The sequence below is a fragment of the Burkholderia pulmonis genome (genome assembly GCF_984667975.1).
Genome location: NZ_OZ480186.1, coordinates 1,856,359 through 1,870,731 on the forward strand (window position 1 = coordinate 1,856,359; position 14,373 = coordinate 1,870,731).

General features: G+C 69.1%; 12 protein-coding genes and 2 riboswitches. Of the genes, 8 read left to right on the plus strand and 4 right to left on the minus strand.

The features are described from left to right. The first annotated feature begins 17 nt into the window (after positions 1-17). The 5 genes from AC5LXK_RS08595 to AC5LXK_RS08615 all read left to right on the plus strand — a co-directional run bounded on the left by AC5LXK_RS08595 (position 18) and on the right by AC5LXK_RS08615 (position 4,147). Positions 18-860 (plus strand): N(5)-hydroxyornithine transformylase PvdF, encoded by an 843-nt coding sequence (locus AC5LXK_RS08595; RefSeq protein WP_493388453.1) that lies wholly within the window; start codon positions 18-20, stop codon positions 858-860. Continuing rightward, entirely contained in the window at positions 860-1,864 is a 1,005-nt protein-coding gene (locus tag AC5LXK_RS08600) for a GNAT family N-acetyltransferase (RefSeq protein ID WP_493388455.1), read from the plus strand. The genes AC5LXK_RS08595 and AC5LXK_RS08600 overlap by 1 nt, the downstream gene beginning before the upstream one ends. Positions 1,865-2,115: 251 nt before the next feature. Continuing rightward, positions 2,116-2,379, plus strand: coding sequence for a type II toxin-antitoxin system VapB family antitoxin (vapB, locus tag AC5LXK_RS08605; protein ID WP_493388456.1), 264 nt, complete (start codon positions 2,116-2,118; stop codon positions 2,377-2,379). Further along, a complete protein-coding gene (locus AC5LXK_RS08610; RefSeq protein WP_493388457.1) occupies positions 2,376-2,792 on the plus strand; it encodes a PIN domain-containing protein in 417 nt (138 codons plus the stop codon). The genes vapB and AC5LXK_RS08610 overlap by 4 nt, the downstream gene beginning before the upstream one ends. 191 nt (positions 2,793-2,983) lie before the next feature. After that, positions 2,984-4,147, plus strand: a complete 1,164-nt coding sequence (locus tag AC5LXK_RS08615) for a M20 aminoacylase family protein (protein WP_493388459.1) — start codon at positions 2,984-2,986, stop codon at positions 4,145-4,147. A gap of 31 nt (positions 4,148-4,178) precedes the next feature. Here AC5LXK_RS08615 and AC5LXK_RS08620 read toward each other — a convergent pair whose 3' ends face one another. Genes AC5LXK_RS08620 through cobA form a run of 4 tightly spaced genes read right to left on the minus strand, consistent with a single transcriptional unit; the run spans position 4,179 to position 7,246 of the window. Further along, positions 4,179-5,483, minus strand: coding sequence for a cobyrinic acid a,c-diamide synthase CobB (locus AC5LXK_RS08620; protein WP_493388460.1), 1,305 nt, complete (start codon positions 5,481-5,483; stop codon positions 4,179-4,181). A gap of 2 nt (positions 5,484-5,485) precedes the next feature. After that, positions 5,486-6,088, minus strand: coding sequence for a cob(I)yrinic acid a,c-diamide adenosyltransferase (gene cobO, locus AC5LXK_RS08625; RefSeq protein ID WP_269507198.1), 603 nt, complete (start codon positions 6,086-6,088; stop codon positions 5,486-5,488). Between the two features lie 34 nt (positions 6,089-6,122). Further along, positions 6,123-6,500, minus strand: a complete 378-nt coding sequence (locus AC5LXK_RS08630; RefSeq protein WP_493388461.1) for a cobalamin biosynthesis protein — start codon at positions 6,498-6,500, stop codon at positions 6,123-6,125. Then, positions 6,497-7,246, minus strand: a complete 750-nt coding sequence (gene cobA, locus AC5LXK_RS08635) for a uroporphyrinogen-III C-methyltransferase (protein WP_493388463.1) — start codon at positions 7,244-7,246, stop codon at positions 6,497-6,499. Before cobA ends, AC5LXK_RS08630 begins: the two co-directional genes overlap by 4 nt. 170 nt (positions 7,247-7,416) lie before the next feature. Continuing rightward, positions 7,417-7,654, minus strand: a riboswitch (cobalamin riboswitch). Between the two features lie 113 nt (positions 7,655-7,767). Further along, a riboswitch (cobalamin riboswitch) is annotated at positions 7,768-8,032 on the plus strand. 328 nt (positions 8,033-8,360) lie between these two features. On the opposite strand from cobA, the gene cobW reads away from it, so the two are divergent. The 3 genes from cobW to AC5LXK_RS08650 are packed head-to-tail and all read left to right on the plus strand — an operon-like array spanning position 8,361 to position 14,323. Then, entirely contained in the window at positions 8,361-9,449 is a 1,089-nt protein-coding gene (gene cobW / locus AC5LXK_RS08640) for a cobalamin biosynthesis protein CobW (RefSeq protein WP_493388464.1), read from the plus strand. Positions 9,450-9,455: 6 nt separating this feature from the next. Further along, entirely contained in the window at positions 9,456-13,250 is a 3,795-nt protein-coding gene (cobN, locus tag AC5LXK_RS08645) for a cobaltochelatase subunit CobN (protein ID WP_493388466.1), read from the plus strand. Next, a complete protein-coding gene (locus tag AC5LXK_RS08650) occupies positions 13,247-14,323 on the plus strand; it encodes a magnesium chelatase ATPase subunit I (RefSeq protein WP_493388468.1) in 1,077 nt (358 codons plus the stop codon). Before cobN ends, AC5LXK_RS08650 begins: the two co-directional genes overlap by 4 nt. Positions 14,324-14,373 lie beyond the last annotated feature (50 nt).

The window sequence follows — 14,373 nt, forward strand, 5'->3', positions numbered from 1 at the left end:
TTATCCACGACGCATCCATGCCGAAGAAAAATCTCGTCTACATCCAGTCGCTGCGCAACGGCGCGGCCGATCGTGCCGGCCAGCCGGTCGCCTATCAGGGCGGCACGCGCTACATGAAGGCGCCGCTCGAATTCCTCGTCGAGCGCCTGAACGATTCGCCGCTCGGCGAACGCTACACGCTCCAGGGCGTGATCGTCGACGACGACGACGGTTCGCCGGCCGACCGTGCGAAGGTGGCCGACTACGGCTTCGCGCGCACGCCGGGCCGCCCGTGGATCCTGCCGGAAGGCCTGACGGTGCAGGGCCGGCCGATCGACGAACTGTTCTGCGCGATTCCGTCGACGTACCGGCGGCTGCCGCGCGATGCGCGCGAGCAGCGCGCGGCCGGCAAGCAGGCGTTCGAGCGGCGCCTGCTCGAGCGCTTGCTCGAACTCGACGCCGAAGTCGTCGTGCTCGACGGGCTGCTCGTGATCCTCGACGAACTGGTGCGACCCGGCGCGCGCTTTCACCGGCGCATCGCGAACATCCACCCGGGCATCACGGCCGACGATTCGCCGTACCAGCGGCGCGGCGCGTGGGCGACGCTCGACGCGCTGCACGGCGCGCGCGGCGAACGGGTCGACTGGGCGACCGGCACGACGTCGTCCGTCGAACCCGTGACGATGACGGGGGCGTCGTTCCACTACGTCGACAACGGCATCGATTCCGGCGAAGTGATCTCCGACGTGCTCGACACGCCGATCGCGCCGGACGACACGATTCTCGAACTGCGCTGGAACAACTTCCAGCGCAGCCTGTTTCCGGCGCTCGAGCGGGGGCTGCATGTCCTCGCCGACCGCCACGACGCGGGAGCATTGTGATGGAAGACACGCTGACGAAACCGGCGGGCGTCGCGGACGCCGTCGAAGGGGCAGTGGCCGCTGCGCTCGACGGTGCGGCTGCGACCCTCGTTGAACACACGCTCGACGCATGGCGGCCCGACGATTCGCCGGACGCGCTGCTCGCGACGTTCGTCGCGCTGTTCAACACCGACACGCGGCATGACGCGGCGACGATCTCGGTGCCGCTCGGCGGCGCCGATGCGGCGGCCGTCGCATCGTACGTCGCGCGTGCGGTGCGCGAGGGCGTGATCGACGGCGCGCAGGTGGCGGGCGACAGGCTGCGGCTCACCGTGTCGCGCACCACGTTCTGGCAGAACCCGCGGCCGTGGCTGAAGGCTCCCGCGTCGGGCGGGACGCCGCTGCGCTATGCGATCACGAACGGCCACCGGCACCCGGTGCGGCCGCCGTCGCCGGCCGGCGAGATCTATGCACGCTACATGCCGCAGGTCGGGATGACGTTCAGCCTGCGTACCGTCGACGTCGACGCACATGCGGATCTGTTCAGCGGCTGGATGAACCTCGATCGCGTCGCGCATTTCTGGGATCAGCGCGGCACGCGTGACGAGCATGCGGCGTATCTCGCCGAGCGGCTTGCCGATCCGCACATGCACCCGATGATCGGCTATTTCGACGACAAGCCGTTCGGCTATTTCGAGTTCTACTGGGCGAAGGAGGACCGTCTCGCGCCGTTCTACGACGCGCACGACTACGATCGCGGGCTGCACCTGCTGATCGGCGACTCGCGTTTCCAGAGCGCAGGCAAGCTGCATGCGTGGTGGAGCGGGGTGCTGCACTACATGTTCGTCGACGAACCGCGTACCCAGCGGCTCGTCGGCGAGCCGCGCGTCGATCACGTGCGGCACATCGCGTACATGCACCGGCTCGGGTTCTACACGCTGAAGGAATTCGACTTCCCTCACAAGCGCGCGGCGCTCACCGTGATCGAGCGCGATACGTTCTTTGACACTTTCCGGTTGCCGTGACGGGACAGGCGCGCAGCGTCGGGACGACGTTGCGCGCAGCCGTTGCGACGGGCGTGCATCGGCCGTCCGGTATATGGACCGCGCGGCCTGCGGCGTGAAGAATGGATCTCACCCTTCATCGACGACAGGCTGGCAACATGACCCGACACTCCGCGACAGCATGGGGCGCGACGTCCGATTCGCATCCCGTCAAATTGACATATGCCGACATATGCCTAGAATGGGCGCATCGTACTCCCCTGGAGTGGCTCATGCGCACCGTTTCCATTTTCAAGAACGCCCGTAACCAGGCAATCCGCATCCCGAAGGACATGGAGTTCGAGGGCGTCACGGAACTCGAGATCCGCCGCGAGGGCGACACATTGTTGCTGCGGCCGGTGCGTCCCACCTGGCTGTCGTTCGCGAACGAACCGCTGGCCGACGCCGATTTCCTCGCCGAGCGTCCGGCCGTCATCGAGCCCGGCCGTTTCGACCTGTCCGGCGACGCCGACGCACCGACGGAGTCCGGCCGGTGACCACGCTCTACATGCTCGATACGAACATCTGTTCGTTCATCATGCGCGAACGGCCGGCCGTGGTGCTGTCGCGGTTGCAGTCGTGCGTCAACGCGCAGCACCGGATCGTCGTATCGGCAATCACCTACGCCGAGATGCGGTTTGGCGCCGTTGGCAAAAAGGCGTCGCCGAAGCATGCGGAACTCGTGACGACCTTTGTTTCGCGACTGGACGGCGTGCTGTCGTGGGATACCGCGGCAGTCGATGCCACGGCCGCGATTCGTGCGGATCTCACCGGGCGCGGCACACCGATCGGCGCAAACGATGCATCGATCGCCGGGCATGCGATCGCGGCCGGCGCGGTGCTCGTCACCCACAATGGCCGAGAATTCGGCCGTGTCGCGGGGTTGTCGCTCGAAGACTGGGCAGCGTAAGTGCCATCGGGCCAGTGCGCGTGCTGGCGCTTGCCTGCGTCTCAGCCTGCGCCAATCGTCCCGGTGCTGGATCCGGACATCGATTCGACGGCAACTGGTGGTTGCTACCGTGACGACTTTCCGTCTGCCCGGTTGCCGTTGAACGGACTATCCTTGCCTGCACATTCCCCAGCACACAAGGAGACGACACCGTGACGCACAGCGTGATCCCCGCAGGCCTTGCCGACGAAATGATCGAGATCCGGCACCGCATCCACGCCCATCCGGAACTGGGCTTCGAGGAATTCGCAACAAGCGACCTCGTCGCGGAGCAACTGCAGTCGTGGGGTTACACGGTGCATCGCGGGCTCGGCGGCACGGGCGTCGTCGCGCAACTGAAGGTGGGCGACGGCAGGCAGCGCCTCGGCCTGCGCGCCGACATGGACGCACTGCCGATCCACGAATCGACGGGCCTGCCGTACCAGAGCACGATCGCCGGCAAGATGCATGCGTGCGGCCATGACGGCCACACGGCGATGCTGCTCGCCGCCGCGAAGCATCTCGCACGCGAGCGCCGCTTCTCGGGCACGCTGAACCTGATTTTCCAGCCGGCCGAGGAAGGGCTCGGCGGGGCGAAGAAGATGCTCGACGAAGGGTTGTTCGAGCTGTTCCCGTGTGATGCGATCTTCGCGATGCACAACATGCCGGGTTTCCCGACCGGCAAGTTCGGCTTCCTGCCGGGGTCGTTCATGGCGTCGTCGGATACCGTCGTTATCGACGTGCAGGGCCGCGGCGGCCACGGCGCGGTGCCGCACAAGGCGATCGATCCGGTCGTCGTGTGCGCGCAGATCGTGCTGGCGCTGCAGACGATCGTGTCGCGCAACGTGTCGCCGCTCGACATGGCGATCGTCACGGTCGGCGCGATCCACGCGGGCGAGGCGCCCAACGTGATTCCCGATCGCGCGCAGATGCGCCTGTCGGTGCGGGCGCTGAAGCCGGAAGTGCGCGACCTGCTCGAGACCCGCATCAAGGAAGTCGTGCATGCGCAGGCGGCCGTGTTCGGCGCGACCGCGACAATCGATTACCAGCGCCGCTACCCGGTGCTCGTCAACGATGCGGAGATGACGGCGTTTGCGCGCGGCGTGGCACGCGAGTGGGTCGGTGACGCAAACCTGATCGATGAAATGGTACCGCTCACCGGCAGCGAGGATTTCGCGTTCCTGCTCGAGAAACGGCCCGGCTGCTACCTGATCATCGGCAACGGCGACGGGGAAGGCGGCTGCATGGTGCACAACCCCGGGTACGACTTCAACGATGCGGCACTGCCGACCGGCGCGTCGTACTGGGTGAAGCTGACCGAAGCGTTCCTGGTGTGACGGAACCGGATCGCGCGTGACGCGCGATCGTTCAGAACGCTTCCCCGCCGAACAACGCCACGACCGCATCCGGATTCGACGGCCAGTACATGTGCATGTACGTCGCGACGATCGCACCGTCGCGATAGACGGCTTCGCCGCTGCCGGGCGTGCCGTCCGGGCGCGCGGCGCTAGCAACCGGCGCCAGTGGCGTCGCCAGCCGCGAATAGTGGAACGTATGCCCGCGCATCGGCCCGGTGCGCGTCTCGAGCTGCTGCATGCCGAGCGCCGCGAACCGGCGCTGCATCGTCGCATGACCCGGCAGCAGGCCCAGCATCGGCGTCGTCACGCCGTCCACGTCGGTCAGCGATTCGCACAGATACACCATCCCCCCGCATTCGGCGACGATCGGCCGGCCGGCGGCCGCGTGTGCACGAATCGTTCGCGCGGCCTCGACATTCGCCGCGAGCGTCGCCGCATGTAGTTCCGGATAACCGCCCGGCAAAAACAGCGCATCGCAATCGTCCGGCACGGGCTCGTCGGCGAGCGGCGAGAAGAACCGCAGCGCCGCACCGAGTGCCTCAAGCAGTGCGAGATTCGCCGGATAGATGAACGAGAACGCCGCATCGCGTGCCACCGCGATCCGCTTGCCGGTGAGCGCGCGCGGCAACGGCGCCGCCGCGTCCGGTTCGGCGAACGCGACGGCCGGCGGCAAGGCGGCCAGCGCCGTCTGCGCGAGTACGTCGGCCGCACGATCGAGCCGCGCGTCGAGATCGCCGATGTCGGCCGGCTGATGCAGGCCGAGATGCCGCTCCGGCAATGCGATGCCCGAGTCGGCCGGCACGTGCCCGAGCCAGCGCAGGTCGTCGGGCAGCGCCTGTTGCAGCAATTCCGCGTGCCGCGCCGAGCCGACGCGGTTCGCCAGCACGCCGTGAAACGGCAGACCCGGCCGGAATCGCGCGAGCCCGAACGCGATCGCCGCGAACGTCTGCGCCATCGCCTTCGCGGAAATCACCGCGACGACCGGCACACCGAATGCGGCCGCGAGATCGGCGCTACTCGGCGTGCCGTCGAACAGCCCCATCACGCCTTCGATCAGGATCAGGTCCGCATCGCGTGCGGCTTCGGCGAGCAGCGCACGGCAGCCGGCCTCGCCGACCATCCCGAGGTCAAGCGCATGCACGGGTGCGCCGCTCGCGCGCTCGAGCAGCATCGGATCGAGAAAATCGGGCCCGGTCTTGAACACGCGCACGCGCCGGCCGAGCCGGCGATGCAGCCGCGCGAGGCCGGCCGTCACCGACGTCTTGCCCTGACCGGACGCGGGCGCGCTGACGAACAGCGCGGGGCAGGCCGGCATGCTCAGAACTCCACGCCGCGCTGCGCCTTCACGCCTTGCTCCTTGTACGGATGCTTGACGAGCCGCATTTCGGTGACGAGGTCGGCCGCATCGATCAGTGCGTCGGGCGCGTGCCGCCCGGTCACGACGACGTGCACCGAATCCGGCCGCGCGGTGAGCGTCGCGAGCACTTCGTCGAGCGGCAGGTATTCGTACTTCAGCACGGTATTCAGCTCGTCGAGGATCACCATCCGGTAATCGCCGCTTTCGATCATCCGGCGCGCCTCGTCCCAGCCCTTGCGCGCGGTCGCGATGTCGGCGTCGCGGTTCTGCGTATTCCACGTATAGCCGTCGCCCATCGTCACGAAATCGCATTCCGCAACCGCGCCGAGGAAGTCGCGCTCGGACGTGTGCAACGCGCCCTTGATGAACTGCACGACGCCGAGCCGCATGCCGTGGCCGAGCACGCGCACGGCCATGCCGAACGCAGCCGTGCTCTTGCCCTTGCCGTTGCCGGTATTGACGATCAGCAGGCCCTTTTCCTGGGTGGCGGCGGCCTGCTTCTTCTCGTGGCCGGCGCGGCGGCGTTCGGTCATCCGTTGATGGGATTCGGCATCGGTCTTCATCGGAAATCGTCCTGTCGAAAGCGAAACAAAGGGTTCAGAGCGGGCCGGCGAGCGCGACCGTCACGCCGTCCCGGATGGATTTGGGGCCCAGCAGCCGGCCGTGCGGCGCAGCGAGCTGCGCACAGGGCTCGGCCACGCCCGCGACGCCGAAGCGGGAAAGCGCCGCGTCCGACGGGCCGCTCGCGGCCAGATCCGGGCGGCTCGCGAGCTGTGCCGCGTCGAACGCAACGAGCGGCCAGCCGCGTCGCGCGCACAGCGTGCGCAGTGCCCGGGCGGATGCCTTGTCGGCGAGCGTGGCGACGAGCGCCGGTTCGGCAGCCGGGTAGCACTGCAGCGCCGCGCGGATCGCGGCATCGAGTTGCGCAGCCGTGACGCCTGCGCGGAAGCCGACACCGAGCGCGACGCGCATCATGCGCGGCCGCCGAGCGCGGCACGCACGGCCGGATCGTCGGCGAGCGCCGCGACGCGGCCGATCACGACGATCGCCGGCGAACCGATGCCGGTCGCACCGACGCGTTCGACGACGGTATCGAGCGTCGCAAGCACGTGCCGCTGTTCGGGACGCGTCGCATTCTCGATCGCCGCGCACGGCGTATCGCCCGGCAGGCCGCCATCACGCAGTGCGGCGACGATCGTATCGAGCCGGCGGATGCCCATGTAGATCACGATCGTCATGCGCGTCGCCGCGAGTGCGCGCCAGTCGGGCTCGTCGACACCGGCGCCGTGGCCCGTGACGAAGATCACGCCCTGCGCGTCGCCGCGCTGCGTGACCGGGATGCCGAGCGCGGCCGGCGCGGCGATGCCCGCGGTGATGCCGTTTACGATCTCGACCGGAAAACCTGCTGCGCCGAGTGCGGCCAGTTCCTCGCCGCCGCGGCCGAACACGAACGGATCGCCGCCCTTGAGCCGTGCGACGCTGCGGCCCGCACGCAAGTGCGCGAACATCGCGGCGACGATCGCCTCCTGCGGCGTCGACGCGTGGCCGCCGCGCTTGCCGACGTGCTCGATCTGCGCGTCGGCGCGCGCATGGTGCAGCACGTCGGGGTTCACGAGATCGTCGACGAGCAGCACGTCCGCCGCGCCGATCGCACGCACGGCCCTGAGCGTCAGCAGGTCGGCGTCGCCGGGGCCGGCGCCGATGAGCCACGCGCGGCTCATTGCGCGCGGCACGGTTCGCACCGCGTCGAAACAGTGGAAAGGGGAAGGCGGGCGGCACAGCGGCGGCCGGCGGGCAGGCAGTACATGACGGATCGGGCGAAGCCCGCGCGAACGCGGGCGGAATGCGCACCCCATCCGTCCCCCGCGGATCGGGCGTTCGGCGAGCGTCGGGCTCGCCCCTTGCGTCGGCCGGTATCCGGGCTGGCCGCTTGCCAGGCCGCAGCCTTCCCGCCCGGCTGACGGGCAGTGGCATCGCGGGCGACCTGGGCGCAGGCGCGGGGAAGCGCGTTGCGCGGGCGGCGTACCGTTGCGGGGACAGCACAGGCCGGGCGGTCGTCCGCCTCCTGTTTCCCGTTTAACTGCATGCACGGAATGCGCATGCGAGCACCGAACGCGGCACATACGATAGCACAGCGGTTTGCCCGTGCGAACCGCCGCGCACGGCCTCCGGCGTGGCCCGGCAGCGGTGCAGAATGCGGCCCGACGGCCCGTTCCGCCTTGACGCTCCCCGCACCGCCGCCTACACTCGCACGCGTTTTGGTGCTCGCGCGCGCCGCTCCGGCGCGCGCAGTTAAACGGGAAACAGGGAGCCTGCCTGCGCCGCAGTCGAGCCAACCTGTGCTGCCCCCGCAACGGTAAGCGAACGCATCGCGCACAGTGCGATGCAGCGCCGCTTCGCCGCATGCCGCACGCATGCGGACGACCGCCACTGGATGCCGCGCGCATCCGGGAAGGCGAAGCGGCGTGTTCGTCAGCCCGGATACCGGCCTAAACGTTGGGGTTCAGCGCCGCGGGGAGGCGGCGCATCGTCCACGGCCGCAGCAGGCCCGACGCCCGGTGTTCGACGCTTCCTCCGCCGATCTGCCCCCGCGCGCATGCGCCGGGCCGGCCCGGCGAACGGCAGGCGGTGCGGGCAGGGCCGGCGGCAGCCGTGTTGGCATTCATGATGTCGACCGTTCGCAAGGAAGCACCATGTCCGATCCGTTGTTCCGCCCGTCGTGCGGCTGTCCGTCCGGATTGCGTGGCGATCTTCCTGCGCGTCACCCGATGCATTGCCACGCCGCCACCGACGCGACGATCCCGTCCTGATTCCCTCTTCGACACCGGACCTACCATGACCCTACGCAAGCTTCCCGTCACGATCGTCACGGGCTTTCTCGGCAGCGGCAAGACGACGCTGATGCGCCACATCCTGCAGCACGCCGAAGGCCGCCGCATCGCGGTGATCGTCAACGAATTCGGCGAACTCGGCATCGATGGCGAAATCCTCAAGGGCTGCGGCATCGGCTGCGAGGACGCCGACGGCGCGCAGGGCGAAGCATCGGGCCAGTTGTACGAACTCGCGAACGGCTGCCTGTGCTGCACCGTGCAGGAGGAGTTCTATCCGGTGATGGAAGCGCTCGTCGAGCGCCGCGCGGACATCGACCACGTGCTGATCGAGACGTCGGGCCTCGCGCTGCCGAAGCCGCTCGTGCAGGCGTTCAACTGGCCGACGATCCGCAACAGCTTCACGGTCGACGCGGTCGTGACCGTCGTCGACGGGCCGGCCGCCGCGAGCGGCCAGTTCGCGGAAAACCCGCAGGCCGTCGACGCGCAGCGCCGCGCCGATCCGAACCTCGACCACGAATCGCCGCTGCACGAGCTGTTCGCCGATCAGTTGTCGTCCGCCGATCTGGTGATCGTGAACAAGGCCGATCTCGTCGGCGACGCGGAGTTTGCGCAGATCGAAACCGCGATCCGCGACGAGATCCCGCCGCAGGTGAAGATCGTGCGCGCGACGCGCGGCGAGCTCGACCTCGCGATGCTGCTCGGCCTCGAATCGGCATCGGAAGACACGATCCACCTGCGTCACGACCATCACGGCTCGGCCGATGACGGCGATCACGACCACCATCACGACGATTTCGACTCGGTGGTCGTGTCGGGCGATGCCAGCACGCGCGAAGCGACGATCGCCGCGCTGCAGCGCGTCGTCGAGACGCACACGATCTATCGCGCGAAAGGCTTCGCCGCGCTGCCCGGCGCGCCGATGCGGCTCGTGATCCAGGGTGTCGGCCGCCGCTTCGACAGCTATTTCGACCGGCGCTGGCAGGACGGCGAAACGCGTGCGAGCCGCTTCGTGCTGATCGGCGAGGATCTCGACGCGGCCGCGCTGCAACGCGCGTTCGACGCCGCGTGCGCGGCCGAGCCGCAACAGGCGTAACGCGCGATGCATCTGCTGCGCACCACGCCGGGCGGCTTCGTCGACGATACGCAGGGCGTCGTCCGGATCGACCAGCAGCCGGCCGACATCGTGATCCTGAGTTCGGCCGACACGACGCTGTCGCTGCTCGCGAGCGTCGTGCCGCATCTGCCGGCCGGATTCCCGAGCGTGCGGCTCGCGAACGTCACGTTCCTGCGCCAGCCGGCGTCGGTCGATTTCTACGTCGACGACGTGCTGCGCCACGCGAAGACGGTCGTGATCGATCACCTCGGCGGCGAAGCCTACTGGCCGTACGGGATCGAGCAGGCCGTGTCGCTCGCGTCGAAACGCGGGCAGCAGCTCGCGATGTTCTCGGGCGACCTGCAGGAAGACCCGAACCTCGTCGCGAAGAGCACGGTCACGCCGGACCTGTGCCGGCTGTGGTGGCGCTACCTGCGCGAAGGCGGCGTGCACAACGCCGACGCGCTGCTGCGCAGCATCGCATGGAATACGCTCGGGTTCGGCGACGAACCCGAGTTGCCGCGCCCGCTGCCGGCCGCCGCGCTGTATCACCCGGCGCGCGACCGCGCGAGCGTCGACGACTGGCGGCCGCGCTGGACGCCCGGCGCGCCCGTCGTCGCGATCCTGTTCTATCGCGCGCACTGGCAGGCCGCGAACACGGCCGTGTTCGACGCGCTGGCCGACGCGCTGGTCGAGCAGGGGCTGAATCCGCTGCCGATCGCGGTGACGTCGCTGAAGGACGCGGTGAGCCGCGAGGTCATCACGCAGCTCTGCGATACCCATGGCGTGGCACTCGTGCTGAACACGACCGCATTCGCGGCCGGCTCGATCGACAGCCCCGAACACGACGTGCTCGCCGGCGATGCGCCGGTGCTGCAGGTGATCCTGTCCGGCGGCAATCGCGACGCGTGGGTGGCCGACAATCAGGGCCTGCATGCACGCGACATCGCGATGCACATCGCGCTGCCGGAAGTCGACGGCCGCATCGTCACGCGTGCGGTGAGCTTCAAGGGGCTCGCGTATCGCTGCCCGCATACAGAGGTCGACGTCGTGCGCTACCAGCCGGACGCCGAGCGGATCGCGTTCGTCGCGGCCCTCGCACGCGGCTGGTGCCGGCTGCGCACGCTCGACAACGCCGACAAGCGCGTCGCGCTGATTCTCGCGAACTATCCGCAAAGCGAAGGGCGGATCGGCAACGGCGTGGGGCTCGACACGCCGGCATCCGCGCTGCGCGTGCTCGCGGCGCTGCGCGATGCGGGCTACGCGCTGGCCGACCTGCCGCCCGACGGCGATGCGCTGATCGCGCGGCTCATCGAAGGCGTGACCAACGACGCGGCCGTGCACGCGTTGCGCCCCGCGTTCCAGAGCTTCCCGCTGGCCGACTACGTCGCGCGTTTCGCGCGATTGCCGGCAGCCGTGCGCGACGCATTGAACGAACGCTGGGGCCCGCCCGAAGCCGATCCGACGCTGCGGCAAGGGCGCTTCACGATCGCCGGCTGGCGCGCGGGCAACGTGTTCGTCGGCATCCAGCCGTCGCGCTCGCGCGGCGAAAACGACTACGCGAGCTACCACGATGCGGATCTCGTGCCGCCGCATGCGTATCTCGCGTTCTATTTCTGGCTGCGCGATGCGTACCGCATCGACGCGGTCATCCATCTCGGCAAGCACGGCAATCTCGAATGGCTGCCGGGCAAGAGCGTCGCGCTGTCCGACGCATGCTGGCCAGACCTGACGCTCGGCCCGCTGCCGCACCTGTATCCGTTCATCGTCAACGATCCGGGCGAAGGCAGCCAGGCGAAGCGTCGCGCGCAGGCCGTGATCGTCGATCACCTGATGCCGCCGCTCACGCGCGCGGAAAACTACGGCCCGCTGCAGGATCTCGAACGGCAGGTCGACGAATACTACGAAGCGCTGATGGTCGATGCGCGGCGCGCGAAGCTGCTGCGCAAGACGATCCTCGCGACGATCGCCGAGCATCGCCTGCATGACGAACTGAGCGTGTCGCCGCCGCGCGATAGCGGCGATGAGGACGCGCTGCTCACGCGCGTCGACGCGTGGCTGTGCGAACTGAAGGAAGCGCAGATCCGAGACGGGCTGCACGTGTTCGGCCTGTCGCCGGCCGATCGCCAGCGCCGCGATACGCTGCTCGCGCTCGCACGCTTTCCGGTCGGCGACGGCAAGGGCGCGCGGGCCGGGCTGATCGGCGCGCTGGCGCGCGATCTCGCGCTCGGCGACGACTTCGATCCGCTCGCGGCCGACTGGGCCGCGCCGTGGACCGGCCCGCGACCGGCGATCCTGCAGGCGCTCGACGCATCGCCCTGGCGCCATGCGGGCGATACGCGCGAGCGGCTCGAACGGCTCGCGCAGCAATGGCTGGACGGGCTGTGCAACAACGGAGTCGACGTGACGCCGCCCGGCGAATGGTCGAATACGCTCGCGGTAATCGAACGTGTCCGCGAAACGCTGCTGCCCGCGCTCGACGCGTGTGGCGGCGAGGAAATGCGCCAGCTGCTGCGCGGGCTCGACGGCCGTTTCGTGCCGCCGGGGCCGAGCGGCTCGCCGTCGCGCGGCCGTCCCGACGTCCTGCCGACCGGCCGCAATTTCTACTCGGTCGACACGCGCGCGGTGCCGACCCAGGCCGCGTGGTCGCTCGGCCTGAAATCCGCGCAGCAACTGATCGAGCGTCATCTGCAGGATCACGGCGACTATCCGCGCGCGATCGGCCTGTCGGTATGGGGCACGGCGACGATGCGCACCGGCGGCGACGACATCGCGCAGGCGTTTGCGCTGCTCGGCGTGCGGCCGAAATGGGCGCACGGCAGCCACCGCGTGACCGACTTCGAGATCCTGCCGATCGAGATCTTCGACCGGCCGCGCATCGACGTGACGCTGCGTGTGTCGGGCTTCTTCCGCGACGCGTTCCCGAACCTGATGCACCTGTTCGACGCAGCCGTGCAGGCCGTCGCCGCGCTCGACGAGCCCGAGGAACTGAACCCGGTCCGCGCGCGCATCGAGCACGAACGCGCGAAATGGATCGCGCAGGGCATGGCGCCCGACGAAGCGCGGCGCCGCGCCGGCTGGCGCGTGTTCGGCGCGCGGCCGGGCAGCTACGGCGCGGGCCTGCAGGACCTGATCGACCAGCGCCGCTGGCAGACCGACGCCGATCTTGCCGACGCGTACCGCCAGTGGGGCGGCCATGCGTATGCGCAGAACAGTGCGGGCGACGCGGCAGCCGATGTATTCGGCGAGCGGCTGGCGACAATCGACGTCGTCGTGCAGAACCAGGACAGCCGCGAGCACGACATCCTCGATTCGAACGACTACTACCAGTTCCAGGGCGGGATGACGACGGCCGTGCGGCACCTGTCCGGACAGCAGCCGAGCATCTACCACGGCGACCATGCGAACCCGGTCGCGCCGAAGATGCGCACGCTGCGCGAGGAAATCGCGCGCGTGATCCGCTCGCGCGTCGTCAACCCGAAATGGCTCGACGGCGTGAAGCGCCACGGCTACAAGGGCGCGGCCGAGATGGCGGCCACCGTCGACTACCTGTACGGCTATGACGCGACCGCGCGCGTGCTGTCCGACCACCAGTACGCGCTCGTCGTCGACGCGTACCTGTTCGACGACGCCACCCGCGCGTTCCTCGAACGGCACAACCCGAAGGCGCTGCACGGTATCTGCGAACGCTTCGTCGAGGCGATGCAGCGCGGCCTGTGGCAGCAGCCGGGCGACTATCGCGAGCGGATCGAGGCGGTCTGGCTCGCGAGCGAACAACTCCAGGAAGGGGGACGGCGATGACCGATCCGACGATGCACCGCGCACGCGCGGTTTTTCCGTTCGCGGCGCTCGTCGCACAGGACGCGCTGCAGCAGGCGCTGTTGCTCGCCGCAATCGACCCGTCGCTCGGCGGCGTGCTCGTCAGCGGGCCGCGCGGCACGGCGAAATCGACCGCCGCGCGCGGTCTCGCGGAGCTGCTGCCCGAAGGGCAGTTCGTCACGCTGCCTTTGTCGGCGAGCGACGAACAGGTGACGGGTACGCTCGATCTCGCACATGCGCTCGCCGAAAACGGCGTGCGCTTCCGGCCGGGCCTGCTTGCCCGCGCGCATCTCGGTGTGCTGTACGTCGACGAAGTGAACCTGCTCGCCGACGGGCTCGTCGATACGCTGCTCGACGTCGCCGCGAGCGGCGTGAACATCGTCGAGCGCGATGGCGTGTCGCACGCACACGACGCACGTTTCGTGCTGATCGGCACGATGAATCCCGAGGAGGGCGAGCTGCGCCCGCAGTTGCTCGACCGCTTCGGGCTGATGGTTGAACTCGAGAACTGTTTCGACGCCGCGCAACGCGAGCGGATCGTGAAGGCGCGCCTCGCGTTCGATCTCGATCCGGACGCATTCCGCGCACGTCATGCGTCTGCCCGGCGTGAACTCGGCGACCGGATTCATGCGGCGCGTGCGCGGCTGGGGATGCTGGATTTCGATGATGCGGTTCATGCGCGCGTCAGCACGCTGTGCATCGACGCGGCCGTCGACGGGCTGCGGGCCGATCTCGTGATGCTGCGTGCCGCGCGGGCGCTGGCCGCGCTGGAACAGGCCGGGGCGGTGACGGTATCGCATGTCGAACGGGTGGCCGAAGCGGTGTTGCGACACCGGCGCCATGCGGGGATGCCGCCATCGCACGGATCGACGCAACACCCTGACGAACGCGGCGATCGTTCACCGCCGGATGCACGCCGACGTCCCGATAACCCGCCGGACGACACTGAAAACGATGCGTCGACATCGCAGGGCGACTGGGGTTACCTGCCGCCCGAGCCTGCCGGGCTGCGCGATGTGAAAAGCGTCGTGCCGCTGCCGCTAAAAAAACGCTGAGCCATCGAGCCGGCGCCGCCGCGAACGCCGTTCGCGGTCCTCGATGGCAG

Bases quoted from the DNA above. Each gene is read 5' to 3' on its own strand.
- AC5LXK_RS08595 (WP_493388453.1), top strand. From the start codon at position 18: ATGCCGAAGAAAAATCTCGTCTACATCCAGTCGCTGCGCAACGGCGCG.
- AC5LXK_RS08600 (WP_493388455.1), top strand. From the start codon at position 860: ATGGAAGACACGCTGACGAAACCGGCGGGCGTCGCGGACGCCGTCGAA.
- vapB (WP_493388456.1), top strand. From the start codon at position 2,116: ATGCGCACCGTTTCCATTTTCAAGAACGCCCGTAACCAGGCAATCCGC.
- AC5LXK_RS08620 (WP_493388460.1), bottom strand. From the start codon at position 5,483: ATGCCGGCCTGCCCCGCGCTGTTCGTCAGCGCGCCCGCGTCCGGTCAG.
- cobO (WP_269507198.1), bottom strand. From the start codon at position 6,088: ATGAAGACCGATGCCGAATCCCATCAACGGATGACCGAACGCCGCCGC.
- AC5LXK_RS08630 (WP_493388461.1), bottom strand. From the start codon at position 6,500: ATGATGCGCGTCGCGCTCGGTGTCGGCTTCCGCGCAGGCGTCACGGCT.
- cobA (WP_493388463.1), bottom strand. From the start codon at position 7,246: ATGAGCCGCGCGTGGCTCATCGGCGCCGGCCCCGGCGACGCCGACCTG.
- cobW (WP_493388464.1), top strand. From the start codon at position 8,361: ATGACCCTACGCAAGCTTCCCGTCACGATCGTCACGGGCTTTCTCGGC.
- cobN (WP_493388466.1), top strand. From the start codon at position 9,456: ATGCATCTGCTGCGCACCACGCCGGGCGGCTTCGTCGACGATACGCAG.
- AC5LXK_RS08650 (WP_493388468.1), top strand. From the start codon at position 13,247: ATGACCGATCCGACGATGCACCGCGCACGCGCGGTTTTTCCGTTCGCG.